The following is a 26,690-nucleotide window of genomic DNA, read 5'->3' on the forward strand; positions in this document are numbered from 1 at the left end:
AACCGGGGTCACGCCGGGGCCCGGGAGAACCGGGGCGGCGGGGCCGGGGCCGGGGAGAGTCGGGGGCGGCGGGGCCGGGGCCCGAAAGAACCGGGGTCGCGCCGGGGCCCGGGAGAACCGGGGTCGCGCCAGGGCCCGGGAGAACCGGGCCGGGGAGAGTTGGGGTCGACGGGGCCGGAGCCCGAAAGAACCGGGGTCGGCGAGAAGTGGGGCCGGCGGGGCTGGGACCGGGGAGAACCGGGGCGGTGACTTAGGGCACTCGACGGGCTGCAGACCCGGGCCGGTGGCCGCGCCGCTCCGAGCGGTTTTCCCGCCGGGAGATACCTCCACCCCGGTCGGGTCGTTGAGCCGTACGGGCGAGCCGCCCCGCGCCCCGGAGGACAACCCCATGAGCAACCCGCCCCTCGCCTCAGGTCCCGAAGGCCGCCGCGCCCTGCGGCCGCTGCTCGACACCGTCCTCGAGGCGCTGGACACCGGCGCCCGGGCCCGGGGCGGTCCGCTGCCGACGGGCGGGCCGGACGCGGTCGCCGCCCGCCTGCGGGAAACGGTGGGGGAGCTCCTGGCCGACCAGGGCGACCCCCACGCCCTGCCCACCCTGGTCAGGGCCTTCGCCGAAGGCGCCGCCGACCCGGCCCACCCCCTGTGCGCGGCCCACCTCCACTGCCCGCCCCTCGCCGTCGCAACCGCCGCCGACCTCGCCGCCTCGGCCCTCAACCCGTCCCTGGACTCCTGGGACCAGGCCCCGGCGGCCTCGGAGCTGGAGGCCCTGGCGGCAGGCGTGCTGGCCAGGGAGATCTACCCGGAGAGCGAGCCGGCCGACTCCCTCGTCACCACCGGCGGCACCGAATCCAACCAACTCGCCCTGCTCCTCGCCCGGGAAGCCCACGGCGGATCCGCCCGGCTCGTGTGCGGGGCCAACGCCCACCACTCACTGCCCCGCGCCGCCTGGCTGCTCGGACTGCCCGAACCCGTCGTCGTACCAGCCCCGGGCGGAACGCTCGACCCCGACGCGCTCGACGAGGCCCTCACCTGCCTGCCCGGCCCGCTGCTCGTCGCCGCCACCGCCGGCACCACCGACGCCGGACTCATCGACCCACTGCCCGAGATCGCCGCCCGCTGCGCCGCCCACGGCGCCCGGCTGCACATCGACGCCGCCTACGGCGGAGGCCTCCTCTTCAGCGACCGGCACCGCACCCGCCTCACCGGCCTCGACGCCGCCCACACCGTCACCCTCGACCTGCACAAACTCGGCTGGCAGCCGGTCGCCGCCGGCCTCCTCGCCGTCCGGGACACCCACGACCTCGCCGCCCTGCGGCAGCGCGCCGACTACCTCAACGCCGACGACGACACCGAGGCCGGACTCCCCGACCTGCTCGGCCGGTCCCTGCGGACCACCCGCCGCCCCGACGTCCTCAAACTCGCCGTCACCCTCAAGACCCTGGGGCGCAGCGGCCTCGGAGCCCTCGTCGACCAGGTCTGCGCCCACGCCCGGCAGTTCGCCGCCCTCGTCGACGCCCACCCCGGCTTCGAGCTGCACGCCCCGCCCGCCATCAGCACCGTGCTGTTCCGGCCCAAGGGCGCCACCGACGTCACCGTGGCCGCCGTGCGCCGCGCGCTGCTGACCGACGGCCGCGCCGTCCTCGGCCGGGCCCGCCTCGACGGCCGGCTCTGGCTCAAGGCCACCCTCCTCAACCCCGCCACCGGGCCCGACGACCTGGCCGCCCTGCTGCAGCTCGCGGCAGCGAGCCGAGCCACACTCGTGGAAGGACACACCCCCCGATGAACCCCGCACCGACCCCCGGCCCCGACGCCCCCCGCGACCTCGTCGGCATCGGCATCGGCCCCGCCAACCTCTCCCTCGCCGCGCTCGCTCACCCCCTCGGCGGCCTCGACACCGTCTTCTACGACCAGAACCCCGCCTTCGGCTGGCACCCCGGACTGCTCATCGAGGGCGCCACCCTCCAGGTCCCGTTCCTCGCCGACCTGGTCTCCCTCGCCGACCCCACCAGCCCATGGACCTTCCTCAACTACCTCAGGTCCCGCGAGCGGCTCTTCCCCTTCTACTTCGCCGAGCGCTTCCACATCCAGCGCGCCGAGTACGACGCCTACTGCCGCTGGGCCAGCGAGAACCTCCCCGGACTCCACTTCGGTCACCAGGTCGACGCCGTCCGCTGGAACCCCGAACGCGACGTCTTCGAGGTCGACTTCACCCAGCTCGACAGCGACGGAGAAGCAGAAGCCCTCGGCCGGACCTACACCCGCGACGTCGTCCTCGGCATCGGAACCGAGCCCTACGTCCCCGACCCCCTCAAGCCCCTCGTCGAGGCCCCCGGCGTGCCCGTCGTGCACGCCGCCGACTACCTCGACCACCGCGCAGCACTCCTCGCCGCCGAACACGTCACCGTCGTCGGCATCGGACAGTCCGGCGCCGAGGTCTTCCTCGACCTGCTGCGCAACCGGCCCGCCGGACGCGAGAAGCTGCACTGGCTGGGACGCACCGAGGCCTTCGCGCCCATGGAGTACTCCAAGCTCGGCCTGGAGCACTTCACCCCCGACCACACCCGCTACTTCCACGCCCTGCCCGAGTCCACCCGCGACCGGCTCGTCGAGGGCCAGTGGCAGCTGCACAAGGGCATCGACGCCGCCACCATCGCCGCCGTCCACGACGAGCTCTACCGCCGCACCCTGCACGGCGGCTGGCCCGACGCCGTCCTCACCCCCGGTGTGCGGGTCCGCACCGCCGGCCGGGTCGCCACGACCAAAGTGGAACTGCACCTGGAGCACGACCTGCAGAACAGCCGCTCCCGACTCACCACCGACGCCGTCGTCCTCGCCACCGGCTACCGCGAACGCCCCCTCGACCGGATCCTCGCCGGCCTCGACCCCTACATGCGCCGAGACAACCAGGAGCGGCCCCGCATCGACGAGGACCACCGGCTCGTCCTCGACCCGTCCGTCACCGGCACGGTCTACGTCCAGAACGCCGAAACCCACACCCACGGCGTCGGTGCCCCCGACCTCGGACTCGCCGCCTGGCGCAGCGCGATCATCCTCAACACCGTGACGGGCGGGGAGGCCTACGCACTCCCCGCCCGCACCGCCTTCACCACCTTCGGCCTCACCCAGCGGGCCCACGTCCCGCCGCCCCGCGAGGCACCCGCACTGACCCCGCTCGTCGACGACCGGAGGTGACGAAGCACGCGCCTCAGAAGACGGGCGTGCCCTCCCGCGTGAGCTTCCAGTCCACCGCCGCGAAGGCGGCCGGGTCGATCGCCCCCTTCGCCTTCACCCAGGCGATCATGGTGTTACGGATCTCGTCCGAGTTCGACCACAGCATCTGGGCCGCGGCGACATGCGGGAAGTTCCCGCCGCCGTTGGCCCGGTAGTTGTTCACCGCGAACACGAACTTCGCGTCGTCCGCGAGCGGCTGCCCCTCGAACCGCACATTCGTCACCCGCGAACCGGCCGGCTTCGCGATGTCGATCTCGTACGACAGGCCACTCACCACGTCGTAGTTGTAGTCCGGTGTGCCGTTCGCGTTCGTCAGCTTCGCAGGATCCACCGCAGCGCCGGGCGCTGTCTGCACGAAGTAGTTCGCCGAGTACTCCAGATACGCCTTCATCTGCGCACCCGTCATCAGACGCGCCTCCAGCGTGTTCTCGAAGACGTACAGACCCGCCACGTCCCGGATCGTCACCTCACCGGCCGGGATCCGCGCGCTGCGCGAGAAGCACGCCGCCTGCGACAGCACCGGCAGCGCGGCGTACTCCGTGCCCGCCAGCGCCTGCTTCACCGTGTCGGCCTGGATGTGGTTGATCAGATCGATGATCGGCACGTCCTTGTACGGCGCCTCGACCGACGTCATCTCCGCCGCGTTGGTGCCGATGACCTGGTTGACGTACGCCACGACCTTCTCGTGCTCGTCCGTCAGCAGCTTCGTGATCTTCGGGTCCTCCTCCACCGTGTTGGAGTTCAGGACCTTCGCACCGACCTTCTCGACCTTCCAGCAGCCCTTCTCCCAGACCAGCTCGAAGTCGAACAGCGTCAGCCGCTGGCCCCACTTCAGCGGCTCCGACAGCACCACCTTCTTGCCGGTCTTCTTGTTCGCGACGAAGTACTCCGGGATCTCCGTGTGCGCGTGCCCGACCAGGATCGCGTCGATCCCCGGCACCTGCTCGGCCACCAGAGCGGCCGCGTTCTCGATGTACGGCAGCTGGTCACCGTAGGACGACGTCCCCGACGAACCGCTGTGCGCCGACACGATGACCACGTCCGCACCCATCGACCGCAGCTTCGGCACCCACTTGGCCGCCTGCTCCTCCAGACCCGGGAACGTCATCTTGCCCTGCACGTTCGCCTTGTCCCAGATCGCGATGCCCGGGTTGGTCAGCCCCAGCACCGCCACCTTCACGTCCCGCCCGTGCGGCGTGCGCAGCCGGTGCATGCTGTACGGCGCGAACGCCGGCCGCAGCGTCTTCGCGTCCAGCGCGTTGGCGCCCAGCAGCGGGAAACGGCACTGCTGCTCGAACTTCCGCAGCACCGGAATGCCGTAGTTGAACTCGTGGTTGCCCAGCGCCGCCGCGTCGTAGCCCATCGCGTTCATCGCCTGCGCCATCGGGTGCACCGGGCCGCCCTCGGCCGTGATCGGATCGACCTTGGCGTAGTAGTACGACAGCTGCGTGCCCTGGATGGTGTCGCCCGCGTCGATCAGCAGCGTGTTGCGGCGGCCCTTCTCCGCACGGACCCGGTTCACCAGCGTCGAGACCTTCGCGAGGCCGACGTCGTTGTGGTCCTTGTCGTCGAACTCCTTGTCCGTGAAGTAGTCCCAGTTGAAGACGTTGCCGTGCAGGTCCGTCGTCCCCAGCACGGTGAACGCGTACCGCTTCGCCTCGGCCGCCTGCGCACCCGGCGCCGACACCGCACCGGCCAGCGCCACCCCCGCCCCGGTCACGGCGGACTTCTCCAGGAACTTCCGGCGGTTCAACGGCATGTCTGGCTCCTCGCGGAATCTGTGAACGACGCGCGTAGATAACGCGCGTAGATTCTGACCCGTCCATGACCGACCGCAACAGACCCGGCAGGTTGCGATCTGGTGACTCGGCCTCCCCGTCCCGAACCGCCAACCAGCCCAGACATGACAGAGTGGGGCGTATGACCGCGGCCACCCCAGACGCCTCCCAGCCCGCCGTCCCCTACGGCACGCCCGAGGCCCCCCGCATCGCCGTCCGCGGCGAGGCCCGCCTCGAAGTCGACCCCGAGATCGCCCGCATCGGCATCACCGTCGCCGCCCGCGGCCGCGACCGCCGCTCCGCCCTCGACGACCTCACCCGCCGCAACGCCGGCGTCCTCGACCTCGTCAAGTCCTACGGCGACGCCGTCGAACGCCTGGAGACCGGCGCCTTCTCCATCACACCGGAACTCACCAAACACGGTCGCGGCGAACGCGTCCGCACCTACCACGGCAGCGTCCGCGTCACCGCCGAGCTCACCGACTTCACCGCCCTGGGTGAACTCACCACCCGCCTCGCCGACCTCGACCTCACCCGCGTCGACGGCCCCTGGTGGACCCTGCGCCCCGACTCACCCGCCCACCGCGAAGCCCGCAAGAAGGCCGTACACGAAGCCGTCCAGCGCGCCCGCGAGTACGCCGAAGCCCTCGGCACCCGCCTCTCCGCCCTGGTCGAACTCGCCGACATCGGCGCCGAGAGCGCCCCGCCGGCCTACCCCCAGGCCCCCGGCCGCATGCGCTCCGCGGCCTTCGCCGGCGCCGCCGAGGACACCCCCGCCCCCCTCGACCTCGAACCCCAGCGCCAACGCGTCCACGCCCAGATCAACGCCCGCTTCACGATGGTGCCGCCGCAGCTGTAGGCACTTCGGCGTGGCCGTTTCCGAATACCCGACCGAATTCCCCAAGTGCTCATCGGAGCGCCATGCCGCACAATTCAACACTTGTCAATAACGCTTCACGCAAAGTCTGTTGAGTGGTCATGCCCGACCAATTCTCTACCAGTCGGTAACTCATAGGCTCCTTTCATGCGCCGAGCAAAAATCGTCTGCACCCTTGGACCCGCCACCGACTCGTACGACCGGATCAAAAACCTGGTCGACGCCGGAATGGACGTAGCCCGTCTCAACCTCAGCCACGGCGGCCACGCCGAACACGAGGAGCGCTACCAACGGGTCCGCAAAGCAGCAGACGAGACCGGCCGCAGCGTCGGCCTCCTCGCCGACCTCCAAGGCCCGAAAATCAGGCTCGGCCACTTCACCGAAGGCCCCGTACTCCTCGAACGCGGCGACACCTTCACCATCACCGTCGAAGAAGGCGTCGAAGGCGACCGCGACATCTGCGGCACCACCTACGCCGGCCTCGCCGACGACGTCACCACCGGCGAACGCATCCTCGTCGACGACGGCAAGGTCTGCCTCAAGGTGACCACCGTCGACGGCCCCCGCATCCACACCACCGTCCTCGAAGGCGGCGTGATCAGCGACCACAAGGGCCTCAACCTCCCCGGCGTCGCCGTCTCCGTCCCCGCCCTCTCCAAAAAGGACGAGGACGACCTCCGCTGGGCCCTGCGCACCGGCTTCGACGTCATCGCCCTCTCCTTCGTCCGCTCCGGAAGCGACATCCAGGACGTCCACCGCATCATGGACGAGGAAGGCCGCCGCCTCCCCGTCATCGCCAAAATCGAAAAACCCCAAGCCGTCGAGACCATCGACGAGATCGTCGCCGCCTTCGACGGCATCATGGTGGCCCGCGGAGACCTCGGCGTCGAAATGCCACTCGAACAGGTCCCCATCGTCCAGAAACGCGCCATCAAACTGGCCAAACGCAACGCCAAGCCCGTCATCGTCGCCACCCAGATGCTCGACTCGATGATCGACAACGCCCGCCCGACCCGCGCCGAAGCCTCCGACGTCGCCAACGCGGTCATCGACGGCACCGACGCGGTGATGCTCTCCGGCGAGACCAGCGTCGGCAAACACCCGATCGAGACGGTCCGCACGATGGCGCGCATCATCGAGGCGGCGGAGGAGGACATCCTGGCGAATGGCCTCCCGCCCCTCACCGAACGCAACAAGCCCCGCACCCAGGGCGGCGCGGCGGCCCGGGCGGCCGCGGAAATGGGCGACTTCCTGGGGGCACGCTTCCTGGTCGCCTTCACCCAGTCAGGCGACACCGCCCGCCGCCTCTCCCGCTACCGCTCCCCGATCCCCCTCCTCGCCTTCACCCCCGACCAGGCGACCCGCTCCCAGCTCGCCCTGACGTGGGGCGTGGAGACGTTCCTCGGCCCGTGTGTCGACTCCACGGACGCGATGGTCGACCAGGTCGACGAGCTGCTGCTGAAGTACGGCCGTTGCGAGAAGGGCGACACGGTCGTCATCACGGCCGGCTCCCCGCCCGGCGTCTCCGGCTCGACGAACATGGTGCGGGTCCACCACATCGGAGAGGACGACGGCCCGAAGTAGAGCGCCGTCAGTACTTCGGGCCGACGTGGGCGTCCATGAGGGCTACGGAGGCTTTGCGGGCGACGGAGATGTTGAACGGGTTGCCGTTGCGGGTGCAGTGCGTCCACTCGACGGCGAGTCTGTCCAGGGTGTCGGTGTAAAGCCGCCGGATGTCATCGGAGGCGTTGGTGAAGAAGTACCGGGGATACTCGTAACGCTTGCGCTCGCCGGCGACCATGCGGGTCGTCCAGTTGGTGACCCGGCAGCCGTCGGAGTGGATGAGACCGCGGATGAACTCCCAGGGATGGGCGTCGACAATGACTTGTTGCCAGGGTTCGAGGGCGATACGGCGTTCGTGCTTCTTGCCGGGGCCGTGCTGGGGGAAGAGGACCGGCCAGCTCCGTGAATAGCTGGTGAGCGCGACACAGCCCCGCTTTTGCACGGCGTAAACGCCTACGCCAGGACGCACCTTCCTGATGGCCTCGCGGCACTCCTCGATGAGCCCCGGCCAGCCGTCCGCACAAGCGATCCTGAGGTAGTAGCCACCACGCGGGTGAGGGCTGATGCAACCGTCACCGAGGTAGAGGCCCAGTAAGTAGGCGTATGCGAATTCGTCAGAGGGTGGACCGGGGTCCGGATGTGGCATACGAGGCCGCGGCTCGATGCGGTCCCACCAGGAGCGGATCGCGGCCCGCGAGATGCCCGTCTCGCGGCTCACCGAATTCAGGCTGCGGCCCTGGGCCACCAGTGCGAGGACTCGCTTGCGTGTGCTGACGTCGTACATGAGGCCACTGTGGGGCTGCGGATACGGCGACACGCAGCAAAAAGCGGATGTTCACGGGAACGTGGACATCCGCTTCGAAGTGGTGACCTTGGAAACCAAGGAAAAGTGCCCCGGGTCGGACTCGAACCGACACTGTATGGGTTTTGAATCCATTGCCTGCTGCCAATTGGGCTACCGGGGCCCGGTGAATCCAAGGTTGACCTCGACCCACTGCCTGACCACCATACCGCAGCTAGGTACGCTCTTGGGAGCAGTACCGGCCTGCCCCTACCAAGGAGCCCACGTGAGTGCCCCCGAGTCGCCCCAGCCTGTTGACGTGCCTGAAGAGGACAAGTCGCACGTGCCTCCGATGACGACGCGGGTCGTCATCGCCGAGGACGAGGCGCTGATCCGGCTCGATCTCAAAGAGATGCTGGAGGAGGAGGGGTACACCGTCGTCGGCGAGGCCGGGGACGGGGAGCAGGCGGTGGAGCTGGCTCGCGAGCACCGGCCCGACCTCGTCATCCTCGACGTGAAGATGCCGAAGCTGGACGGTATCTCCGCGGCGGAGAAGATCGCGGAGGAGAGTATCGCGCCGGTGCTGATGCTGACCGCGTTCTCGCAGCGCGATCTGGTGGAGCGGGCCAGGGACGCGGGTGCGATGGCGTATCTGGTGAAGCCGTTCAGCAAGACGGACGTCGTGCCGGCGATCGAGATGGCCGTCTCGCGGTTCACGGAGTTGAAGGAGCTGGAGAAGGAGGTCGCCGACCTCACCCTCCGGCTGGAGACGCGCAAGCTGGTGGACCGGGCGAAGTCGATTCTGCAGACGGAGTACGGGCTGTCGGAGCCGGCCGCTTTCCGGTGGATCCAGAAGACGTCGATGGACCGGCGGATGTCGATGCAGCAGGTGGCGGAGGCGGTCATTGAGGACGCCGAGGAGAAGAAGGCCAGCAAGGGCTGACAGCAACGTGAGAGGCCCGCTCCCCTTCGGTTGCGAAGGGGAGCGGGCCTCTCGGCGTACGGGCCGGGGACCTCAGTCCTCGCCCAGGTACGCCTTGCGCACGGACTCGTCGTGCAGCAGGTCCTGTCCCGTCCCGGACAGGACGACGTTGCCGACCTCCATGACGTGGCCCTGGTCGGCGAGGGAGAGCGCGGCCTGGGCGTTCTGTTCGACGAGGAGGATCGTCGTGCCCTGGGACTTGAGCTCCGAGATGGTCGCCATGATCTTCTGCATCATGATCGGGGAGAGGCCCATGGAGGGCTCGTCGAGCATGAGCAGCTTGGGCTGGGACATGAGGGCGCGTCCCATGGCGAGCATCTGCTGTTCGCCGCCCGAGAGGGTTCCGGCGGCCTGCTTGCGGCGTTCCCCGAGGATGGGGAAGAGGTCGTAGGCGCGCTGGATGTCCTTTTCGATGCCGTCCTTGTCCTTGCGGAGGAAGGCTCCGAGCTGGAGGTTCTCGGCGATGGTGAGGCGGGGGAAGATGTGCCGGCCTTCGGGGCTGTGGGCGAGGCCGAGGGCGACGATCTTGTGGGCGGCGACGCCGTTGAGGGGCTTGCCGTCGAAGAGGATCTTCCCGGAGGTGGGCTTGAGGAGGCCCGACAGGGTGCGCAGGGTGGTGGTCTTGCCGGCGCCGTTGGTGCCGATGAGGGTGACGACCTGGCCGGCTTCGACGCTGAAGGAGATGCCCTTGACGGCTTCGATCTTGCCGTAGGAGACCCGGAGGTCTTCGACCTCGAGCAGTGCGGTCACTTGGCCTCTCCCTTGGTGGTGCTGGCGGTGCCCGTCGCGTCGGCGGCGGCTTCGGCGGCCTCGACCTCGGCGGCTTCGGCTTCTCCGGGGTCGCCTTCGAAGGGTTCGCCGAGGTAGGCGGCGATGACGCGTTCGTCGGCCTGGACGACGTCGGAGGTGCCTTCGACGAGTTTTTCGCCCTGGACGAGGACGGCGACGCGGTCGGAGAGGTTGAAGACGAAGCGCATGTCGTGCTCGATGAGCAGGACGGCGATGCCCTTGTCGCGGATGGCGAAGACGAGGTCCTCGGTGGCGCGCGTCTCCTGGGGGTTCATGCCGGCGGTGGGTTCGTCGAGGAGCAGCAGGCCGGGCTCGGAGGCCATGGCGCGTGCGATCTCGAGCTTGCGCTGCTCGCCGTAGGGGAGGTTGCGGGCGAGGTGGTCGCGCTTGTGGGCGAGGCCGATGAACTCGAGGAGTTCCATGGCGCGTTCCTCGCTGTCGCGTTCGGCCTTCTTGAAGCCGGGGCCGCGCAGGAGGGCCGACCAGAGGCCTTCCTTGGTGCGGGTGTGGCGGCCGACGAGCACGTTTTCCAGGACCGTCATGTTGGCGAACAGGCGGATGTTCTGGAAGGTGCGGGCGATGCCGGCCTGGGTGACCAGGTGGGGCTTGGGCGGGAGCACGGTGCCCTTGTAGGAGACGGTGCCCTCGGTGGGGACGTAGAGGCCGGTCAGGCAGTTGAAGAAGGTGGTCTTGCCGGCGCCGTTGGGGCCGATGAGGCCGACGATCTCGCCGGCGTTGACCGTGAAGTCGACGGAGCGTACGGCGGTGAGGCCGCCGAAGCGCATCGTGACGTCGCGTGCTTCGAGTACAGGTGTGGTCATGTTTCTTACGCCCCCGCCTTGGTGACGGCCGGTTCGTCGGTCAGCGTGGTCTGTTTCGGTACGTCGAGTTGGCCGGTCTCGTGGAATTCGAGCTGGCGCCGGCGGTTGGCGATGATGCCTTCGGGGCGGAAGCGCATCAGGAGGATGAGCGCGATGCCGAAGGCGAGGAGCGACTTCTCCTGGAGGAAGACGAGCTTCTCGGGGAGGAGGTAGAGCAGGGCGGCGCCGAGGAGCGGTCCGGCGACGGTGCCCATGCCGCCGAGGACGACCGCGGCCAGGAGGAACGCGGAGTTGGGCGGGGTGGAGCCGGCGAACTGGTACGGCGTGGGGACGACGCTGTAGGTGACGTGGGCGCTGACGGTGCCGGCGAGGCCGGCGAGGGAGGCGCCGAGGGCGAAGGCGACGAGCTTGACGCGGAAGCCGTTGATGCCCATGGCGGTGGCGGCGGTCTCGTCCTCGCGGATGGCGATCCAGGAGCGGCCGATGCGGGAGTCCGCGGCGCGTGTGTACACCAGGACCACGATGGCCATGATGAGGACCATCAGCAGGTAGTAGTTGGCGAAGCGGCCGAGGGTGAATCCGCCGATGTCGTGGGCCTGGCCGAAGTTGAAGCCGAGGAGGTTCAGGTCGGGGATGTTGGCGATGCCGTTCGGGCCGTTGGTGACGTCGGGTCCGGAGTCGCCGTCCATGTTGTTGACGGCGATGCGGAAGATCTCTCCGAAGCCGAGGGTGACGATGGCGAGGTAGTCGCCGCGCAGTCGCAGGGTCGGGGCGCCGATGAGGACGCCGAAGACGAGGGATGCGGCGGCGCCGGCCAGGGCGGAGGCCCAGAAGGGCAGGTGGACGCCGGAGATGGTGGAGAACTCGGAGCCGGAGACGAGGGCGGCGGTGTAGGCGCCGACGCCGAGGAAGGCGACGTATCCGAGGTCGAGGAGTCCGGCGAGGCCGACGACGATGTTGAGGCCGAGGGCCACGGTCCCGAAGATCAGGATGTTGACACCGATGTTGGCGTAGTGGTCGTCGGTCTGGGTGAAGGGGAAGGCGATGGCCGCGGCGAAGCCCATGGCGAGGGTGAAGCTGCGGTTGGCGGCGACGAGGGCCGAGAAGCGGTCCATGAGGCCGGCGGTGTGCACTGCCCACATGGCGAAGATGACGACGAAGAGGTAGCCGATGAAGAGTTCGCCGTACTCGGTGTCGATGCCGTAGGTGAAGACGCCGAGGCCGATGATGGTGACCACGGTGATGACGGCCCGCTGGATCCAGGGCGCGATGGCCTGGGCGGCGGGGATGTGGTCGGGCTTGGCGATGTAGGCCTTGATGGCTTCCTTGGTGCCGTCGGTGCCGGTGCGCTCCTGGGGGAGGGCGAAGGCGCCGATGACGGGCAGCAGGGAGGCGACGGCCGCGATCCAGCCGCCGGGTTCGAGGTTGACGACGCCGCCGAGGTTGGCGCTGATGGCGATGACGGTGAACCAGGTGACGGTGAAGCCGCCGAGCGCGGTGAGCACGAGGGGTGCGTTGTTGCGGGCGGGCAGGAGCCAGCCGAGGCCGCGGACGCCGTAGGAGGCGAGGGCGAACAGGGCGGTGAGGACGCCGGCGGTGAAGGTCAGCCACTGCAGGCCACCGGGGTAGCCGTAGTAGGTGAGGTCGCCGGGGAATTCGGCGGTCCAGGTCCAGGCGAGGAACGCGGAGGCGGCGGTGGCGATGCCACCGGCGAGGAGCAGGGCGCGGGCGGCCGAGGTGGGCAGCGGGAGGAGACCACGCAGGGCGGGCGTCGGGGTGGGGACGGCGTCCGGTGCTGGGGTCTTGGTCGTCTCGGTCATGTGATCACGCCCTGTCCGCGACGCGCTCGCCGAGCAGGCCCTGTGGCCTGAAGAGGAGCACGAGGATGAGGAGGCAGAAGGCCCAGACGTTCGCCCAGCTCTGGCCGCCGAGCTGCTGCATGCCGGGGATCTCGTCGATGTAGGCGGAGGCGAGGGTTTCGGCGATGCCGAGGACGACGCCGCCGAGCATGGCGCCGTAGATGTTGCCGATGCCGCCGAGGACGGCCGCGGTGAAGGCCTTGAGGCCCATGAGGAAGCCCATGCGGTAGTCGACGTTGCCGTACTTGAGTCCGTAGGCGACGGCGGCGACGGCGGCGAAGAAGCCGCCGATGGCGAAGGCGATGACGATGATGCGGTTGGTGTCGATGCCCATGAGCTGTGCGGTGTCGGGGTCCTGCGCGGTGGCCTGCATGGCGCGGCCGGTGCGGCTGCGGCGCACGAAGAAGGCGAGGGCGGCCATGCAGCCGATGGCGGCGAGGATGAGGAAGATGTCGGCGTCCTTGATGGTGACGGAGCCGATGTCGTGGGTGGCGTCGAGGCCGGGGAAGGCGCGGGCGCGGTCGGCGCCGGGGTAGAAGTTGCGCACGACCTCCTGGAGGGCCAGGGAGAGGCCGATGGCTGTGATGAGGGGCGCCAGGCGTGGGGCTCCGCGCAGGGGGCGGTAGGCGAACCGTTCCGCTCCGACGGCTATGAGGATGGCTACGAGGGCGCCGCCGAGGAGCATGAGGGGTACGGCGATGGCCATCGAGGTGCCGTCGGGGAGGATGTAGAAGTAGACCGTGAGGGCGCCGAAGGCCCCGGTCATGAAGATCTCGCCGTGCGCGAAGTTGATGAGCTGGACGATGCCGTACACCATCGTGTAGCCGATGGCGATCAGCCCGTACATCGAGCCGAGGAGCAGCCCGTTGGCCAGCTGCTGCGGCAGGGTGTTCACCGCATGGCCTCCATGTCGCTGGTGGTCGTGTGCACTGGATGTGTGCGTGGTCGTGTGCTGTGTGGGGGTGTGGAAACGGGCCGCGCGGTCGGGGTCCCCTTCCGCGCGGCCCGTGGTGCGGCGTTGTGGCGGGCCGTACTACTGCAGGTCGGCGGTGCCGGTCTCCACGTCCTTCCAGGCACCCTTCTCGACCTGGTAGACCGTCAGCTGCTTGTTGGTGGTGTCGCCGTACTGGTCGAAGGAGATCTTGCCGGTGAGGCCTTCGAAGTCGGACTTCTGGACACCGTCGACGACCTTGGAGCGCAGGTCGTTGATGTCGGTGGGCACCTTGCCGCCGTTGGCGTCGGCGGCGGCCTTGACGGCCTTGATGATGGCGGTGGTGGCGTCGTAGGCGTAGGCGCCGTACGCGCCGTAGTCGCCCTTGTAACCCTTGTCCTTGTACGTCTGGATGAACGTCTTGGCGGCGGGCAGGGTGTCGGCGGGGACGCCGATGGCGGTGGCGAGGTCGCCCTCGGAGGACTTGCCGGCGGCCTCGATGTAGGTGGTGGCGAACATGCCGTCGCCGCCGAACAGCGGGATCTTGACGCCGGCGTCCTTGAGCTGCTTGGTGAGCAGCGCGGACTCGTCGTACTGGCCGCCGTAGTAGAGCAGGTCGGCGCCGGAGTTCTTGATCTTGGTGACGAGGGAGCCGAAGTCCTTGTCGCCGGTGTTGACGTGGTCGGTGCCGACGACCTTGCCGCCGAGCTTCTTGTACTGGTCGTTGAAGATCTTCGCGAGACCGGCGCCGTAGGTCTGCTTGTCGTCGACGACGAAGGCCTTCTTCTTCTTGAGGCCGTTGTACGCGTACCCGGCCGCGAAGCTGCCCTGGAGTTCGTCGGTGGTGGCGGTGCGGAAGTACGTCTTGAACGGACGCTTCTTGTCCGTCTGCCAGTTCTTGCCCTGGGTCAGCTCGGGGGCCGTGTTCGCGGGGGAGATCTGGACCATGTTGGCCGAGGCGAACACCTGCTGCATCGTCTGGGCGACGCCGGAGTTCAGGGGGCCGACGGCGCCGACGGCGGTCTTGTCGCCGACGATGCTGGTGGCGTTGGACTGGCCGGTGGCGGGTTGCGCCTTGTCGTCCAGGGCCTTGAGCTTGAATTTCACGCCCGGGACCCAGTTGTTCTTGTTGGCGTCGTCGATGGCGATCTGGGCGCCGTACTGGATGCCGAGGCCGGTGGTGGAGTTCTCACCGGAGAGGGGGGCGTCCACGCCGATCGTCAGCGTGGTGCCGCTCCCGTTGTCTCCGCCCTTGTCACCGCTGTCGTCTCGGGAGCCGCAGGCGGTGAGAGTCAGAGCTCCGGTCGTGAGAACGGAGGTAAGAATCACCAAGGAACGCTGTCGCACAATCAGTCCTTTCACAGGCAGGCCCCGCCCTGGTCGGGGGGTGAGTGCCGCGCTGGTACCGAACTCCCGATGGAGGCGGTGACTGGCCGTGACTCTAAGCCCGAGGTAAGGGCAGGGGCAGCGGCGAGGGCTGGCTTGTGACTTTCTTGTTATGACGGGGTGGATGTCCGCTCTCCGCGGCGGGCCCTCTCGACGGGTTTGGTGGATTTTCGCCGAGGTCCGCATTCTGAGAACCCGCACTTCCGGTTGGCCATGGCTGAGATCGTGCGGCGCTCGGACCGCACGCGGTCCGGAAGAGATCGGAAAGGCCCAGGGCGTGGAAGCGGCCGGATCGTGAAACCACGGTGGTGTATTGCGCGCGCGTTACGGAGCGTTACGCCGAGAAAGGGATGGTCGACATCCGGGGGGAGTGCCGAGCATGCGGAAACGGCGATTTCGACGGTGATGCGGCGGGGCGTGCGGGCCGGCGCGGTGGGGGCGGGGCCGGGGGTGGCGAGGGCGGCCCGGGGTGCCGGTCGGGTGCGAGAGCCTGCGGCAGGGCTAGGGCTGCGGCGGCGAGCACGGCTGCGACGACCGCCGTTCTTCGCTGGGGTGGCAGCCGGCTCCAGCAGTGGGCGAGCCGGCGAGCCGGCTGGGGTGGCAGCCGGCTCCAGTAGTCGGCGAGCCGCTGTGCCAGGCGTGCGGCGTTGATGCCGCCGGACGCTCAACTCTGCTCAGTTGTCGCTGAGTTGGAGGTTTCAAAGGAGGAGTGAAGACGCAAGGTGCCCCGCCGCTTCGCCGGGTGCGCGATGCGGCGGGGCCTCGGGTTGCTTCGGTACGGGCTACGGCAGCTTGACGAACGGCGAGAGGAAGGCGCGGGCGCCAGGGGTGTCCAGGCGGTACGTCACGTTGGTCGCGTAGCAGGGGGTGTCGCCGGTGATGGTGGTGGCGGCGAGGATCTGCTTGCCGCCGATCACGGCGAAGTTGGGTCCGCCCGAATCGCCGTAGCAGGCGCCACCGTTGCCCTGGGGGGCGGTCATCGCGAGCCGGGCCCAGGAGTCGTTGAGGGCGTTGAAGGTGACGGGTGCCTTCATCCGGACGCCGCCGCCGGGGTGGGTCTGGCCACCGGGGCCGTTGACGGCTTCCTGGGTGCCGTATCCGGCGACGAGCCAGTCGGTGTCGTTCAGGCCCTGCGGGCCGAGCCTGCCGAGCTGGTTCGCGGTGGGCAGGGTCGCCGGAGTGAAGCTCCAGCGGGCCTTGACCTGGGCGGCGGGCAGCTGGATCACCGCGATGTCGTGGGTGTCGGAGGCGGGCCCCGGGTATGCGGGGTGGGTGTGGGCGGTGCCAGGGACGGCGACGGCGGCGGCCTGCGCGGCCGGGTCGCCCGGGTATTTCTTCGCCGCAGCGTCGAGCCCGGACTGCACGTCCTGGTCGAGGGAGACGTGGAACCGCACGTTGTCGGGCCAGTCCGAGGTGCAGTGCGCGGCGGTCAGGAAGGTGTCCGCGTCGATCATGGTGCCGGAGCAGACCCAGTCGACCCGGTCTGAGGTCGCGGGGTCGCCGTCGTCGTCCCAGGTGGCCACGAGCGCGCCGACTTCGGTGCGTTCGGGGGCGGGGGTGGCGTTGTAGGAGTTGATGGCGGAGGACGGCAGCGCGGTGGCGAGCACGGTGGCACAGGCCGCTGCGGTGACGGCGAAGGCGCGTACGGAGGTCAAGAGAAACCCTTCTGCGGGTGGGACGGGTCTTCTCCTGTGGGGGTGGGCGCCAGTGAAGTGCCCGGAGGGCGGTCGCGACAAGAGCGCGCCCGCCCCTCCAGGGTTTTCCCTACGTCCGTCAGCTCGCGGCGCGGATGTGTTCCTCGTCGCCCGCCCGTACGTCGCGCAGCATGCAGGTCAGCCGGGCGGTGCACACCCGCTTGTCGTTCTCGTCCGTGATGACGATCTCGTAGGTGGCGGTGGAGCGGCCCCGGTGCACGGGCGTGGCCACACCGGTGACCAGACCGGAGCGCACCCCGCGGTGGTGGGTGCAGTTCAGGTCGACCCCCACGGCGATCTTGGAGCTGCCGCCGTGCAGCATGGACCCGATCGAGCCCAGGGTCTCGGCCAGCACGGCTGAGGCCCCGCCGTGCAGCAGCCCGTAGGGCTGGGTGTTGCCCTCCACCGGCATGGTCCCGACGACCCGGTCGGCCGACGCCTCGGAGATCTGGACGCCCATCCGGTTGCCGAGGTGGCCCGCGGAGAACAGGGCCAGGAGGTCCACGCCGAGCGCGGCGTACTCGTCGATGACCTCTTGCGGGAACTTCACATGCTGCTGCTCACCCATCGGGCCCGGCTCCGTTCGTCCTCGTCACTCGGCTGCCTGTGTCACTGAGCGAACGCTCAGTCGGTCGCCGATTGTTCCAGACGCACCACGACGGACTTGCTGGCCGGGGTGTTGCTGGTGTCCGCGGTGGCGTCCAGCGGCACCAGGACGTTGGTCTCCGGGTAGTACGCGGCCGCGCAGCCCCGGGCCGTCGGGTAGTGCACGACACGGAAACCGGGTGCCCGGCGCTCCACGCCGTCCTTCCACTCGCCGACCAGGTCGACGTACGACCCGTCCGCCAGCTTCAGGGTCCGCGCGTCCTCGGGGTGGACCAGCACCACCCGGCGGCCGTTGCGGATGCCCCGGTAGCGGTCGTCGAGGCCGTAGATCGTGGTGTTGTACTGGTCGTGCGAGCGCAGCGTCTGCAGCAGCAGGCGGCCCTGGGGCAGCTGCGGGTACTCCACGGGCGCGGCGGTGAAGTTGGCCTTGCCGGTGGCCGTGGGGAAGCGGCGCTCGTCGCGTGGGGCGTGGGGGAGCGCGAAGCCTCCGGGGCGGGCCACGCGCGCATTGAAGTCCTCGAAGCCCGGGATCACGCGCGCGATGCGGTCCCGGATCGTCGCGTAGTCCTTCTCGAACTCCTCCCAGGGAGTGCGGCTGCTCTCGCCGAGCACGCGGCGGGCCAGCCGGCTGACGATGGCCGGTTCCGACAGCAGGTGGCGGCTCGCGGGCTCCAGGCGCCCCCGGGAGGCGTGCACCATGCCCATCGAGTCCTCGACGGTCACGAACTGCTCGCCGCTGCCCTGCAGATCGCGCTCGGTGCGGCCGAGCGTCGGCAGGATCAGGGCCCGCGCGCCCGTGACCACGTGCGAGCGGTTCAGCTTCGTCGAGACGTGCACGGTCAGCCGGGCCCGTCGCATGGCCGCCTCGGTGACGTCCGTGTCGGGGGACGCCGAGACGAAGTTGCCGCCCATGGCGAAGAAGACCTTCGCCTCGCCGTCGCGCAGGGCGCGGATGGCGCGCACGACGTCATAGCCGTGCTCGCGCGGGGGCGCGAAGCCGAACTCCTTCTCCAGGGCGTCCAGGAACGCCGGAGCGGGCCGCTCGAAGATGCCCATCGTGCGGTCGCCCTGCACGTTCGAATGCCCGCGCACCGGGCACACGCCCGCACCCGGGCGGCCGATGTTGCCGCGCAGCAGCAGGAAGTTGACGACCTCTCGGATCGTGGGGACGGAGTGCTTGTGCTGGGTGAGGCCCATCGCCCAGCACACGATGGTGCGCTGTGAGCCGAGAACCATCCCCAGGGCCTTCTCGATCTCCCCCCGGGTCAGGCCGGTCGCCGCGAGCGTCTCGTCCCAGTCGGCGGCTCGGGCGGTCTCGGCGAACTCCTCGTAGCCGTGCGTGTGCTCCCGCACGAACGCCTCGTCGACCGCGCCGTCCGCCTCGAGGATCAGCTTGTTCAGCAGGCGGAACAGTGCCTGGTCGCCGCCGATGCGGATCTGCAGGAACAGATCGGTGAGCGCCGCGCCCTTGACCATGCCCTGCGGAGTCTGCGGGTTCTTGAAGCGCTCCAGGCCCGCCTCGGGCAGCGGGTTGACGCTGATGATCTTCGCGCCGTTGTCCTTGGCCTTCTCCAGCGCGGACAGCATGCGCGGATGGTTCGTCCCCGGGTTCTGCCCGGCGACGATGATCAGGTCGGCCTTGTACAGGTCCTCCAGCAGGACGCTGCCCTTGCCGATGCCGATGGTCTCCGACAGGGCCGAGCCGGACGACTCGTGGCACATGTTCGAGCAGTCGGGCAGGTTGTTCGTGCCCAACTCGCGGGCGAACAGCTGGTAGAGGAACGCGGCCTCGTTGCTGGTGCGGCCCGAGGTGTAGAAGACGGCCTCGTCCGGGGAGGCGAGCGCGGCGATCTCCTCGCCGATGATGTCGAAGGCGCGCTCCCAGGTGACCGGCTCGTAGTGCGAGCCCCCCTCGGGCAGGTACACGGGGTGGGTGAGCCGGCCCTGCTGGCCCAGCCAGTAGCCGCTGCGGCCGGCCAGGTCGGCGACCGGGTGCGCGGCGAAGAACTCGGGCGTGACCCGGCGCAGCGTGGCCTCCTCGGCGACGGCCTTCGCGCCGTTCTCGCAGAACTCCGCCTTGTGCCGGTGCTCCGGCTCGGGCCAGGCGCAGCCGGGGCAGTCGAAGCCGTCCTTCTGGTTCACGCTCAGCAGCGTCAGCGCGGTGCGCTTCACGCCCATCTGCTGCTGGGCGATCCGCAGCGTGTGCCCGATCGCCGCGAGCCCCGCGGCCGCGTGCTTCGGCCCGGCGACCTGCGGCGCGTCCTGGACCGGATCACTCTTCGGCGGCTTCGACGCCATCACACGCTCCTCTTCGACTGCGCTGTGAGGTACGTCTCCGATCCTCGCACGGGGTGGTGACACCGGGCGGGGGAGCCCCGGGCGGAAAGGCGGTGTCCGGTGTCCCCGGCGGGGGCTCGTCCGAGCCCGGTCGCCCGCGGGGCCGGGGCCGAGTGTCAGTGGGGCGTGGCAGGATCGGGGGCGTGGCAGAGACAGCATCGAAGACGACCGACCAGACCTCCGGCGGCAGCCGGCCGCGACTGATGCTCATGGACGGGCACTCGCTGGCCTACCGCGCGTTCTTCGCGCTGCCCGCGGAGAACTTCACCACCGCGACGGGCCAGCCGACCAACGCGATCTACGGCTTCGCGTCGATGCTCGCCAACACGCTGCGCGACGAGGCGCCCACGCACTTCGCGGTCGCCTTCGACGTCTCCCGCAAGACCTGGCGGTCCCAGGAGTTCACGGAGTACAAGGCGAACCGCTCCAAGACCCCGGACGAGTTCAAGGGCCAGGTCGAGCTGATCGGCGAGCTCCTGGACGCGATGGGAGCCCAGCGCTTCGCGGTGGACGGCTTCGAGGCGGACGACGTCATCGCCACGCTCGCCACCCAGGCCGAGGCCGAGGGCTTCGAGGTGCTGATCGTCACCGGCGACCGCGACTCCTTCCAGCTGGTCAGCGAGCACACGACGGTGCTGTACCCGACCAAGGGCGTCTCCGAGCTCACCCGCTTCACCCCGGAGAAGGTATTCGAGAAGTACGGGTTGACGCCCGCGCAGTACCCCGACTTCGCGGCCCTGCGCGGCGACCCCTCCGACAACCTCCCCGGCATCCCCGGCGTCGGCGAGAAGACCGCCGCGAAGTGGATCAACCAGTTCGGCTCGTTCGCCGAGCTCGTCGAGCGGGTCGAGGAGGTCAAGGGCAAGGCCGGCCAGAACCTCCGCGACCACCTGGAGTCCGTCAAGCTCAACCGTCGGCTCACCGAGCTGGAGCGCCGCGTCGAGCTGCCCAAGGGCGTCACCGAGCTGGAGCGCGCGGCCTACGACCGCAAGGCCGTCGCGATGATCCTGGACACCCTGGAGATCCGTAACCCGTCGCTGCGCGAGCGGCTCTTCGCCGTCGACCCGGGCGCCGAGGAAGCCGAGACCACCCCGGTCAGCTCCGAGGGCGTGGAGCTGGACGGCACGGTGCTGGGCACCGGCGAGCTGCCCGCCTGGCTCACCGAGCACGGCACCCAGCCCCTCGGCATCGCCACGGTCGACAGCTGGGCGCTCGGCACCGGCTCGGTCGCCGAGGTCGCCCTCGCCGCGCCCGGAGGGCCCGCCGCCTGGTTCGACCCCTCCCAGCTGGACGAGGACGACGAGCGGGCCTTCGCGGCCTGGCTCGCCGACGCCGAGCGGCCCAAGGTCTTCCACAACGCCAAGGGCGCCATGCGTGTCTTCGCCGAGCACGGCTGGCGCGTCGAGGGCGTCACCATGGACACCGCGCTCGCCGCGTACCTGGTCAAGCCGGGCCGCCGCTCCTTCGACCTGGACGCGCTGTCCCTCGAGTACCTGCACCGGGAGCTGACCCCGGCCGCCGCGGCCGACGGCCAGCTCGCCTTCGGAGCGGACGACGCCGCCGAGGCCGAGGCCCTGATGATCCAGGCCCGCGCCGTCCTCGACCTGGGCCAGGCCTTCGAGGGCCGTCTGCAGGAGGTCGGCGCCGCCGACCTGCTGCGCGACATGGAGCTGCCCACGTCCGCGCTGCTCGCCCGCATGGAGCGGCACGGCATCGCGGCCGACCGGCCCCACCTGGAGGCCATGGAGCAGATGTTCGCCGGCGCCGTCCAGCAGGCGGTCAAGGAGGCTCACGCGGCAGCCGGGCACGAGTTCAACCTGGGCTCGCCCAAGCAGCTCCAGGAGGTCCTCTTCGGCGAGCTGGCCCTGCCCAAGACCAAGCGGACCAAGACCGGCTACACCACGGACGCCGACGCCCTGGCCTGGCTCGCCACACAGACGGACAACGAGCTCCCGGTGATCATGCTCCGCCACCGCGAGCAGGCCAAGCTCCGCGTCACCGTCGAGGGCCTGATCAAGACGATCGCCGCGGACGGCCGGATCCACACCACGTTCAACCAGACCGTCGCCGCCACCGGACGCCTGTCCTCGACCGACCCGAACCTGCAGAACATCCCGGTCCGCACCGACGAGGGCCGCGCGATCCGCCGCGGCTTCGTCGTCGGCGAGGGCTTCGAGTCGCTGATGACGGCCGACTACAGCCAGATCGAGCTGCGCGTGATGGCACACCTCTCCGAGGACGCGGGCCTGATCGAGGCGTTCACCTCCGGCGAGGACCTGCACACCACGGCCGCCTCCCAGGTCTTCGCGGTCGAGCCGACCGCGGTCGACGCCGAGATGCGCCGCAAGATCAAGGCCATGTCGTACGGCCTGGCCTACGGGCTGTCCGCCTTCGGCCTGTCCCAGCAGCTGAACATCGAGGCGGCGGAGGCCCGCGCCCTGATGGACGCGTACTTCGAGCGGTTCGGCGGCGTACGGGACTATCTGCGCAGGGCGGTCGACGAGGCCCGGGCGACGGGATACACGGCGACGCTCTTCGGACGCCGCCGCTACCTCCCCGACCTCAACAGCGACAACCGCCAGCGCCGCGAGGCCGCCGAGCGGATGGCCCTCAACGCGCCGATCCAGGGCACGGCGGCCGACATCGTCAAGATCGCGATGCTCAAGGTCGACGATGCCCTGAAGGACGCCGGCCTCGCCTCCCGCATGCTCCTCCAGGTCCACGACGAAATCGTGCTGGAGATCGCCCCCGGGGAGCGGTCCGCCGCCGAGGAACTGGTCCGCAGGGAGATGGCGAACGCCGTCGACCTCCGCGTCCCCCTGGGCGTCTCGGTGGGCTCGGGTGCGGACTGGGAATCGGCAGCACACTAGGCGCTGCGCGGCACGGCCGGAGGAGGCGCGAGGGCCCGGGGAAGTGTGCGGGCTTCGGGGAGGCGCGAGGGACCCGGGGAGGCGCGAGGGCTCCGGGGAGGTGCGAGGGCCCCGGGGGGCGATCCGACGGACGTGGTCGGACCGGGCGGGGAGTGTTACCCACGCAGCCCGGCGCCCCCTCCTCGGCCGGGGGTGCGGGTCTCCCGCCTCGGCCGGGGTGCCAGGGGTGCTGCCTTGGCCGGGGTGCCGGGGGTGCTGCCTTGGCCGGGGTGCCGGGGGTTCTGCCTCGGCCGGGGAGTTTCCGAGTCCTGCCTCGCCGGGGCTTCCCGGGGCGCCGCCTTCGCTGGTCCCCGAGGTTCCCACCGAGCCGAGTCTCCGGGGTGCCCCGGCCACCCACCAGCCCACCTCCCTCCCCCGGAAACCGTCACTCGCGTGGCCCCCGAGAAGGCGCCCCCGCCCCGACCGGTCGCAAAGATGCGGGGCATGGGTATACGCACGTTCCTCAGTCGCCCGGGCCCAGGCGTGGCACTGCAGCCGGTCCCGGCGTTCGAGGCCGCCGCGAGTACGGTTCGCATCCCCGTCACCTTCAGTACGGCCCTGCGCCGCACGACGGCGGACCTCCGGCGGCGTCTGGCCCCCGGCGGACGACGGTCCGCCGCCTCCGCCGACCCGGCTGCCGCCACGGCTCTCCCGGACGCAGGCGGCCTCACCGCCGCCCCCGCCCTGGCCGGTGCCGACGCCCTGACCGTCCTGACCGGTCTCGTCGGCACGGAGGCCGTGGCCGCCCTGAGCGGTCTCGTCGGCACGGAGGCCGTGGCCGCCCTGAGCGGTCTCGTCGGCACGGAGGCCGTGGCCGCCCTGAGCGGTCTCGTCGGCACCGACGCCGTGGCCGCCCTGACCGGTCTCGTCGGCACGGAGGCCGTGGCGGACCTCGTCGGCGCCGTCGATCTGGCCGCCCTGACCGGCCTCGTGAGCGCCGGCACCCCGTCGGCCGGTAGCGACCCACCCCCCGTCACCGGCCCCGCACCTATCGAGGTCCGGCTCCCCGGCACACCCGGCACCCGGGGCAAACCCTCCCGCCCCTGGGCCCGGTCGGCCCGCGACTACCTGACCCTCTTCCTCACGCTGCTCCCGCGTCCCCGCCCCGTGCACACCACCATCACCGTGTACATCACGACGACCGACGGCGTCGTCAGCGAGCGGCCGGGCGGCTCGGCTCCGTAACCGCGGCAGGGGCAGGATCGACGGGGACGGGGACGGGGACCGGACGCCGCACCCGGACCCCCACGGCGTAGAGCAGCAGCGCCGGGACGAGTCCCGCGCCCGCGCCGAAGCACACCGTCGGGATGATCTCCCACGGCTTCGCGGCCGAGCCCCAGTACGCCCACCACCGCGACGCCCGCTGCACCGCCCCCACCACCGCGAAGCCGCAGATCATGGCAGCGGCAGCCCACCGGTCCCGTCCCGTCAGCACAGGGACCCCGACCGGCTCGCCCACGGGCGCCCGTCGCAGCGCCTGCGCCACGAACACGGCGATCACGACCGCGGCCACCGCAGAACCGCCGTACTGCAGGTACCAGTACAGCGGAGAGCCCGCCACCTCCCGGCCCAGCACCGGAAACAGCCGCATACCCCACCGGTCGAGATGCGTGAACGCGTCCCACACCACATGGGTCGACGCACCGAGCACCGCGGACCCGTACCACCGCGCCACCAGGGACGGCCGCACCCGCGCGCGTGGCGCCCCGCACCGCAGCAGGGCCGCCACCCGCCCCTGCCGGGCCCGCGGCAGCAACCCCACGAGCGGTTCACGCGCCAGCAGCCACAACCCCACCAGCGCCCAGGCGATGAGCACATCGACCGTGAACACACCCGGGAACCCGTGCGTGACGTCACCGAACTCCATCGCTCCGGAAAAGACACTTGCCGCGTAGTAGGTCATGTCGGGCGCGAAAGAACCCGCCACGAGCACGGCGGGCACCAGCGGGCCCCGGCCGGTGCCGTCGGTGCGGACGGCGGGCAGCACGGCTGCCGCATGGCTCAGCGTGAACGGCAACTCGGCTCCTCGCGACGGTCGTTGCACCAAGCCGGGGTGCCCGGCGGTGAGTGGCCCAGTATGCGGGATGCCGTGCTGCCGAGGACGTCACGAGCGCCCATGGCCAACTGGTGAAAAACGGTCACGAACGGGTGCCCGGGCAAAAGAAGTTGTCGTAGGGTCGCCAGAGTCGTCGCGCGGGAAGCGCGTCGAATGCGCGACCGCGGTAATGAGCAGAGCACGCGAGAGAACAGAGTTGTGGCTGTCGGAGGGCAACCCCTCGGGCGGTTGGATCGTCACAACAGGGCGAACACTGCAGGCGTAGACGGACGCTCGGGCGTCCACGGGAGGGGTTCACTCTATGGCGGCGCAATTCGGCAGGAGGCTGCGCAAGGGGGCGGCGACGACCGCCGTGGCCGCGGTAGCGGTCGCGGCCCTGTCCGCCTCCCAGGCTCCGGGCGTGAACGACCACGGCAGACAGACCGCCGCCGACGCCACCCCCGCACCTGAAGCGAGTGCCTCCAACGGCAGTGCCACCGGCAACTCGCCCTACTACACGGACCTGCCGCCGCTGAAGAGCCCGAACCCTTCGCCGTCCACGGGCCCAGCCCCTGGCGGCACGGGCACGACGGAAGCCGGCATCCCCGCGACCGTCCTCGACGCCTACAAGAAGGCGGAGGCCGCGCTGCGCGAGGCCAAGCCCGGCTGCAACCTGCCCTGGCAACTCCTCGCGGCCATCGGCCGGGTGGAGTCGGGACAGGCGCGCGGCGGCCGCGTGAACGCCGACGGCACCACCCTCAAGCCGATCCTGGGCCCGCAGCTCGACGGCAACGGCTTCGCCCTCATCAAGGACACCGACGACGGCGCGTACGACGGCAACAGTTCGTACGACCAGGCCGTCGGTCCCATGCAGTTCATCCCCTCCACGTGGTCCTGGGCCGGCCGTGACGGCAACGCCGACGGCAAGAAGGATCCGAACAACATCTACGACGCCGCGCTCGCCGCCGGCCACTACCTGTGCCGCAACAACTGGGACCTGTCCCAGCAGGGCGACCTCGACCGGGCGATCCTCAGCTACAACAACTCCCGGGACTACCTCAACCTCGTCATGAGGTGGCTGGAGTACTACCGCAAGGGCACCCACGAGGTCCCGGACGGCACCGGCACGCTGCCGGGCAACCGCAGCGACAACGGCGCGGGCGCGAGCCCGACGCCCACCACGCCGGGCGTCACCGCACCGGGCACCACCACTCCCGGCAGCCCGAAGCCCAAGCCCGATCCCGGCAAGCCCGAGAAGCCGGGCGGCGGCGGTACGACGACCCCGAAGCCGCCCACCACGCCGCCCGCCGACACCCCGTCGTCGCCGCCCGCGACGCCCCCCACCCCCACCGACACGGTGGACCACCTGGAGGACGCCGGCACCGGAAAGCTCACCGCCATGGCCGGCGACGCGTTCGACCGGCGGATCAGCACCCGTGCCGAGACCGAGGCGGGCAAGGCCGTCGCCAAGGTCAGGGTGCGCTTCACCATCGTCGGCGACACGGACACCACCTTCACCGGCGGCGAGAGTGTGGCCACGGTCGCCACCAACGGCTCCGGCGTGGCCGTGGCGCCCGCCCTCGAGGCGGGGGAGAAGACCGGCGCCGTCACCGTCCGCGCCACCGTGGTGGGGCGGGCCCTCCCGGGCCTCGACTACAAGGCCACCGTGACCGAGCGCGCGGCCGACGCCCTCGTCCGTACCGGCGACGCCGCCCTGACCTGTGCCCCCGGCGGCGAGTTCGCGAACCAGGTGGAGGTGAAGGCCACCTACAAGGGCGCCGTCGCCGACGGCGTCGCGGCCACCGCCACGCTGATCAAGTCGGCGGACGACCCGACCGCCACCGACAAGGGCCCCTACTTCAAGGGCGCCGACGGCAAGTCCGTCCGCACCCTGACGGGTCTGAAGACGGACGCGAAGGGCCTGCTGAAGCTGCCCCAGCTGTACGCCGACGACACGACCGGCACGTTCCTGCTCCGCATCACCACGGCAGGCGGGGCGACGCTCACGGTCGAACTGACCGTGGCTGCGGCCGAGACGTCCGCGCCGAGCCCGTCGGACAGCCCGAGCCCGTCGGACAGCCCGAGCGCGTCGGACAGCCCGAGCGTGTAGC

General features: G+C 70.4%; 19 protein-coding genes and 1 tRNA gene. 8 read left to right on the forward strand and 12 right to left on the reverse strand.

Annotation, left to right across the window (positions count from 1 at the left end):
- Positions 1–388 precede the first annotated feature (388 nt).
- Together ACZ7EG_RS23715 and ACZ7EG_RS23720 are read left to right on the forward strand one after the other, a co-directional pair.
- Positions 389–1,783 carry a pyridoxal phosphate-dependent decarboxylase family protein gene (locus ACZ7EG_RS23715; RefSeq protein WP_471082279.1) on the forward strand — a complete coding sequence of 465 codons (1,395 nt, stop codon included), beginning with the start codon at positions 389–391 and terminating at the stop codon, positions 1,781–1,783.
- On the forward strand, positions 1,780–3,192 hold the full coding sequence (locus ACZ7EG_RS23720) for a lysine N(6)-hydroxylase/L-ornithine N(5)-oxygenase family protein (protein ID WP_471082282.1): 1,413 nt from the start codon (positions 1,780–1,782) through the stop codon (positions 3,190–3,192). The genes ACZ7EG_RS23715 and ACZ7EG_RS23720 overlap by 4 nt, the downstream gene beginning before the upstream one ends.
- A gap of 13 nt (positions 3,193–3,205) precedes the next feature.
- Here the strand turns inward: ACZ7EG_RS23720 and ACZ7EG_RS23725 are convergent, their stop codons facing one another.
- Positions 3,206–4,990, reverse strand: coding sequence for a bifunctional metallophosphatase/5'-nucleotidase (locus ACZ7EG_RS23725; protein ID WP_471082285.1), 1,785 nt, complete (start codon positions 4,988–4,990; stop codon positions 3,206–3,208).
- Positions 4,991–5,151: 161 nt separating this feature from the next.
- Here ACZ7EG_RS23725 and ACZ7EG_RS23730 point away from each other — a divergent pair, with 161 nt between their 5' ends.
- The gene (locus ACZ7EG_RS23730; RefSeq protein WP_471082288.1) at positions 5,152–5,868 is read left to right on the forward strand and encodes an SIMPL domain-containing protein; all 717 of its coding nucleotides are present in this window, start codon (positions 5,152–5,154) and stop codon (positions 5,866–5,868) included.
- 165 nt (positions 5,869–6,033) lie between these two features.
- Positions 6,034–7,470 (forward strand): pyruvate kinase, encoded by a 1,437-nt coding sequence (pyk, locus tag ACZ7EG_RS23735; protein WP_471082291.1) that lies wholly within the window; start codon positions 6,034–6,036, stop codon positions 7,468–7,470.
- A 7-nt stretch (positions 7,471–7,477) separates the two neighbouring features.
- Here the strand turns inward: pyk and ACZ7EG_RS23740 are convergent, their stop codons facing one another.
- Both ACZ7EG_RS23740 and ACZ7EG_RS23745 read right to left on the reverse strand, forming a co-directional pair.
- Positions 7,478–8,233 carry a transcriptional regulator gene (locus tag ACZ7EG_RS23740; protein WP_471082294.1) on the reverse strand — a complete coding sequence of 252 codons (756 nt, stop codon included), beginning with the start codon at positions 8,231–8,233 and terminating at the stop codon, positions 7,478–7,480.
- 106 nt (positions 8,234–8,339) lie between these two features.
- Positions 8,340–8,414: transfer RNA gene (locus tag ACZ7EG_RS23745), tRNA-Leu, on the reverse strand.
- Between the two features lie 102 nt (positions 8,415–8,516).
- On the opposite strand from ACZ7EG_RS23745, the gene ACZ7EG_RS23750 reads away from it, so the two are divergent.
- Positions 8,517–9,173, forward strand: coding sequence for an ANTAR domain-containing response regulator (locus tag ACZ7EG_RS23750; protein WP_471082297.1), 657 nt, complete (start codon positions 8,517–8,519; stop codon positions 9,171–9,173).
- A gap of 72 nt (positions 9,174–9,245) precedes the next feature.
- On the opposite strand, the gene ACZ7EG_RS23755 is transcribed toward ACZ7EG_RS23750, so the two are convergent.
- From ACZ7EG_RS23755 to ACZ7EG_RS23790, 8 genes are all read right to left on the reverse strand, one after another.
- Positions 9,246–9,962: an ABC transporter ATP-binding protein gene (locus tag ACZ7EG_RS23755; RefSeq protein ID WP_189589764.1), complete on the reverse strand. Its 717-nt coding sequence runs from the start codon at positions 9,960–9,962 to the stop codon at positions 9,246–9,248.
- Complete coding sequence (locus ACZ7EG_RS23760) at positions 9,959–10,822, reverse strand: ABC transporter ATP-binding protein (protein WP_471082300.1); 864 nt, start codon at positions 10,820–10,822, stop codon at positions 9,959–9,961. Before ACZ7EG_RS23760 ends, ACZ7EG_RS23755 begins: the two co-directional genes overlap by 4 nt.
- Positions 10,823–10,827: 5 nt before the next feature.
- On the reverse strand, positions 10,828–12,642 hold the full coding sequence (locus ACZ7EG_RS23765) for a branched-chain amino acid ABC transporter permease (RefSeq protein ID WP_471082303.1): 1,815 nt from the start codon (positions 12,640–12,642) through the stop codon (positions 10,828–10,830).
- Positions 12,643–12,646: 4 nt separating this feature from the next.
- Positions 12,647–13,576, reverse strand: coding sequence for a branched-chain amino acid ABC transporter permease (locus ACZ7EG_RS23770; RefSeq protein WP_403572726.1), 930 nt, complete (start codon positions 13,574–13,576; stop codon positions 12,647–12,649).
- Between the two features lie 138 nt (positions 13,577–13,714).
- Positions 13,715–14,944 (reverse strand): branched-chain amino acid ABC transporter substrate-binding protein, encoded by a 1,230-nt coding sequence (locus tag ACZ7EG_RS23775; protein ID WP_471083036.1) that lies wholly within the window; start codon positions 14,942–14,944, stop codon positions 13,715–13,717.
- 836 nt (positions 14,945–15,780) lie between these two features.
- Positions 15,781–16,653 carry a trypsin-like serine protease gene (locus ACZ7EG_RS23780; protein WP_471082307.1) on the reverse strand — a complete coding sequence of 291 codons (873 nt, stop codon included), beginning with the start codon at positions 16,651–16,653 and terminating at the stop codon, positions 15,781–15,783.
- Positions 16,654–16,771: 118 nt separating this feature from the next.
- Positions 16,772–17,260, reverse strand: coding sequence for a PaaI family thioesterase (locus ACZ7EG_RS23785; protein WP_471082310.1), 489 nt, complete (start codon positions 17,258–17,260; stop codon positions 16,772–16,774).
- Positions 17,261–17,316: 56 nt separating this feature from the next.
- On the reverse strand, positions 17,317–19,596 hold the full coding sequence (locus ACZ7EG_RS23790; protein WP_471082313.1) for an FdhF/YdeP family oxidoreductase: 2,280 nt from the start codon (positions 19,594–19,596) through the stop codon (positions 17,317–17,319).
- A gap of 182 nt (positions 19,597–19,778) precedes the next feature.
- On the opposite strand from ACZ7EG_RS23790, the gene polA reads away from it, so the two are divergent.
- Both polA and ACZ7EG_RS23800 read left to right on the forward strand, forming a co-directional pair.
- Positions 19,779–22,505: a DNA polymerase I gene (gene polA, locus ACZ7EG_RS23795; protein ID WP_471082316.1), complete on the forward strand. Its 2,727-nt coding sequence runs from the start codon at positions 19,779–19,781 to the stop codon at positions 22,503–22,505.
- Positions 22,506–22,988: 483 nt separating this feature from the next.
- Complete coding sequence (locus ACZ7EG_RS23800; RefSeq protein WP_471082319.1) at positions 22,989–23,729, forward strand: hypothetical protein; 741 nt, start codon at positions 22,989–22,991, stop codon at positions 23,727–23,729.
- Here ACZ7EG_RS23800 and ACZ7EG_RS23805 read toward each other — a convergent pair.
- On the reverse strand, positions 23,698–24,561 hold the full coding sequence (locus ACZ7EG_RS23805; RefSeq protein ID WP_471082322.1) for a DUF4184 family protein: 864 nt from the start codon (positions 24,559–24,561) through the stop codon (positions 23,698–23,700). The two genes, ACZ7EG_RS23800 and ACZ7EG_RS23805, sit on opposite strands and share 32 nt — an antisense overlap.
- A gap of 340 nt (positions 24,562–24,901) precedes the next feature.
- Between ACZ7EG_RS23805 and ACZ7EG_RS23810 the strand changes: the two genes are divergently transcribed.
- The gene (locus ACZ7EG_RS23810; protein ID WP_471082324.1) at positions 24,902–26,689 is read left to right on the forward strand and encodes a lytic transglycosylase domain-containing protein; all 1,788 of its coding nucleotides are present in this window, start codon (positions 24,902–24,904) and stop codon (positions 26,687–26,689) included.
- Position 26,690: the final 1 nt, after the last annotated feature.

This window comes from Streptomyces sp. NPDC037100, assembly GCF_055606225.1.

What these genes read in the sequence shown, in the direction of transcription:
- ACZ7EG_RS23725 (WP_471082285.1), bottom strand. Translation starts at nt 4,990, where the DNA reads ATGCCGTTGAACCGCCGGAAGTTCCTGGAGAAGTCCGCCGTGACCGGG.
- ACZ7EG_RS23740 (WP_471082294.1), bottom strand. Translation starts at nt 8,233, where the DNA reads ATGTACGACGTCAGCACACGCAAGCGAGTCCTCGCACTGGTGGCCCAG.
- ACZ7EG_RS23800 (WP_471082319.1), top strand. Translation starts at nt 22,989, where the DNA reads ATGGGTATACGCACGTTCCTCAGTCGCCCGGGCCCAGGCGTGGCACTG.
- ACZ7EG_RS23720 (WP_471082282.1), top strand. Translation starts at nt 1,780, where the DNA reads ATGAACCCCGCACCGACCCCCGGCCCCGACGCCCCCCGCGACCTCGTC.
- ACZ7EG_RS23790 (WP_471082313.1), bottom strand. Translation starts at nt 19,596, where the DNA reads ATGGCGTCGAAGCCGCCGAAGAGTGATCCGGTCCAGGACGCGCCGCAG.
- ACZ7EG_RS23715 (WP_471082279.1), top strand. Translation starts at nt 389, where the DNA reads ATGAGCAACCCGCCCCTCGCCTCAGGTCCCGAAGGCCGCCGCGCCCTG.
- pyk (WP_471082291.1), top strand. Translation starts at nt 6,034, where the DNA reads ATGCGCCGAGCAAAAATCGTCTGCACCCTTGGACCCGCCACCGACTCG.
- ACZ7EG_RS23765 (WP_471082303.1), bottom strand. Translation starts at nt 12,642, where the DNA reads ATGACCGAGACGACCAAGACCCCAGCACCGGACGCCGTCCCCACCCCG.
- ACZ7EG_RS23730 (WP_471082288.1), top strand. Translation starts at nt 5,152, where the DNA reads ATGACCGCGGCCACCCCAGACGCCTCCCAGCCCGCCGTCCCCTACGGC.
- ACZ7EG_RS23810 (WP_471082324.1), top strand. Translation starts at nt 24,902, where the DNA reads ATGGCGGCGCAATTCGGCAGGAGGCTGCGCAAGGGGGCGGCGACGACC.
- ACZ7EG_RS23760 (WP_471082300.1), bottom strand. Translation starts at nt 10,822, where the DNA reads ATGACCACACCTGTACTCGAAGCACGCGACGTCACGATGCGCTTCGGC.
- ACZ7EG_RS23785 (WP_471082310.1), bottom strand. Translation starts at nt 17,260, where the DNA reads ATGGGTGAGCAGCAGCATGTGAAGTTCCCGCAAGAGGTCATCGACGAG.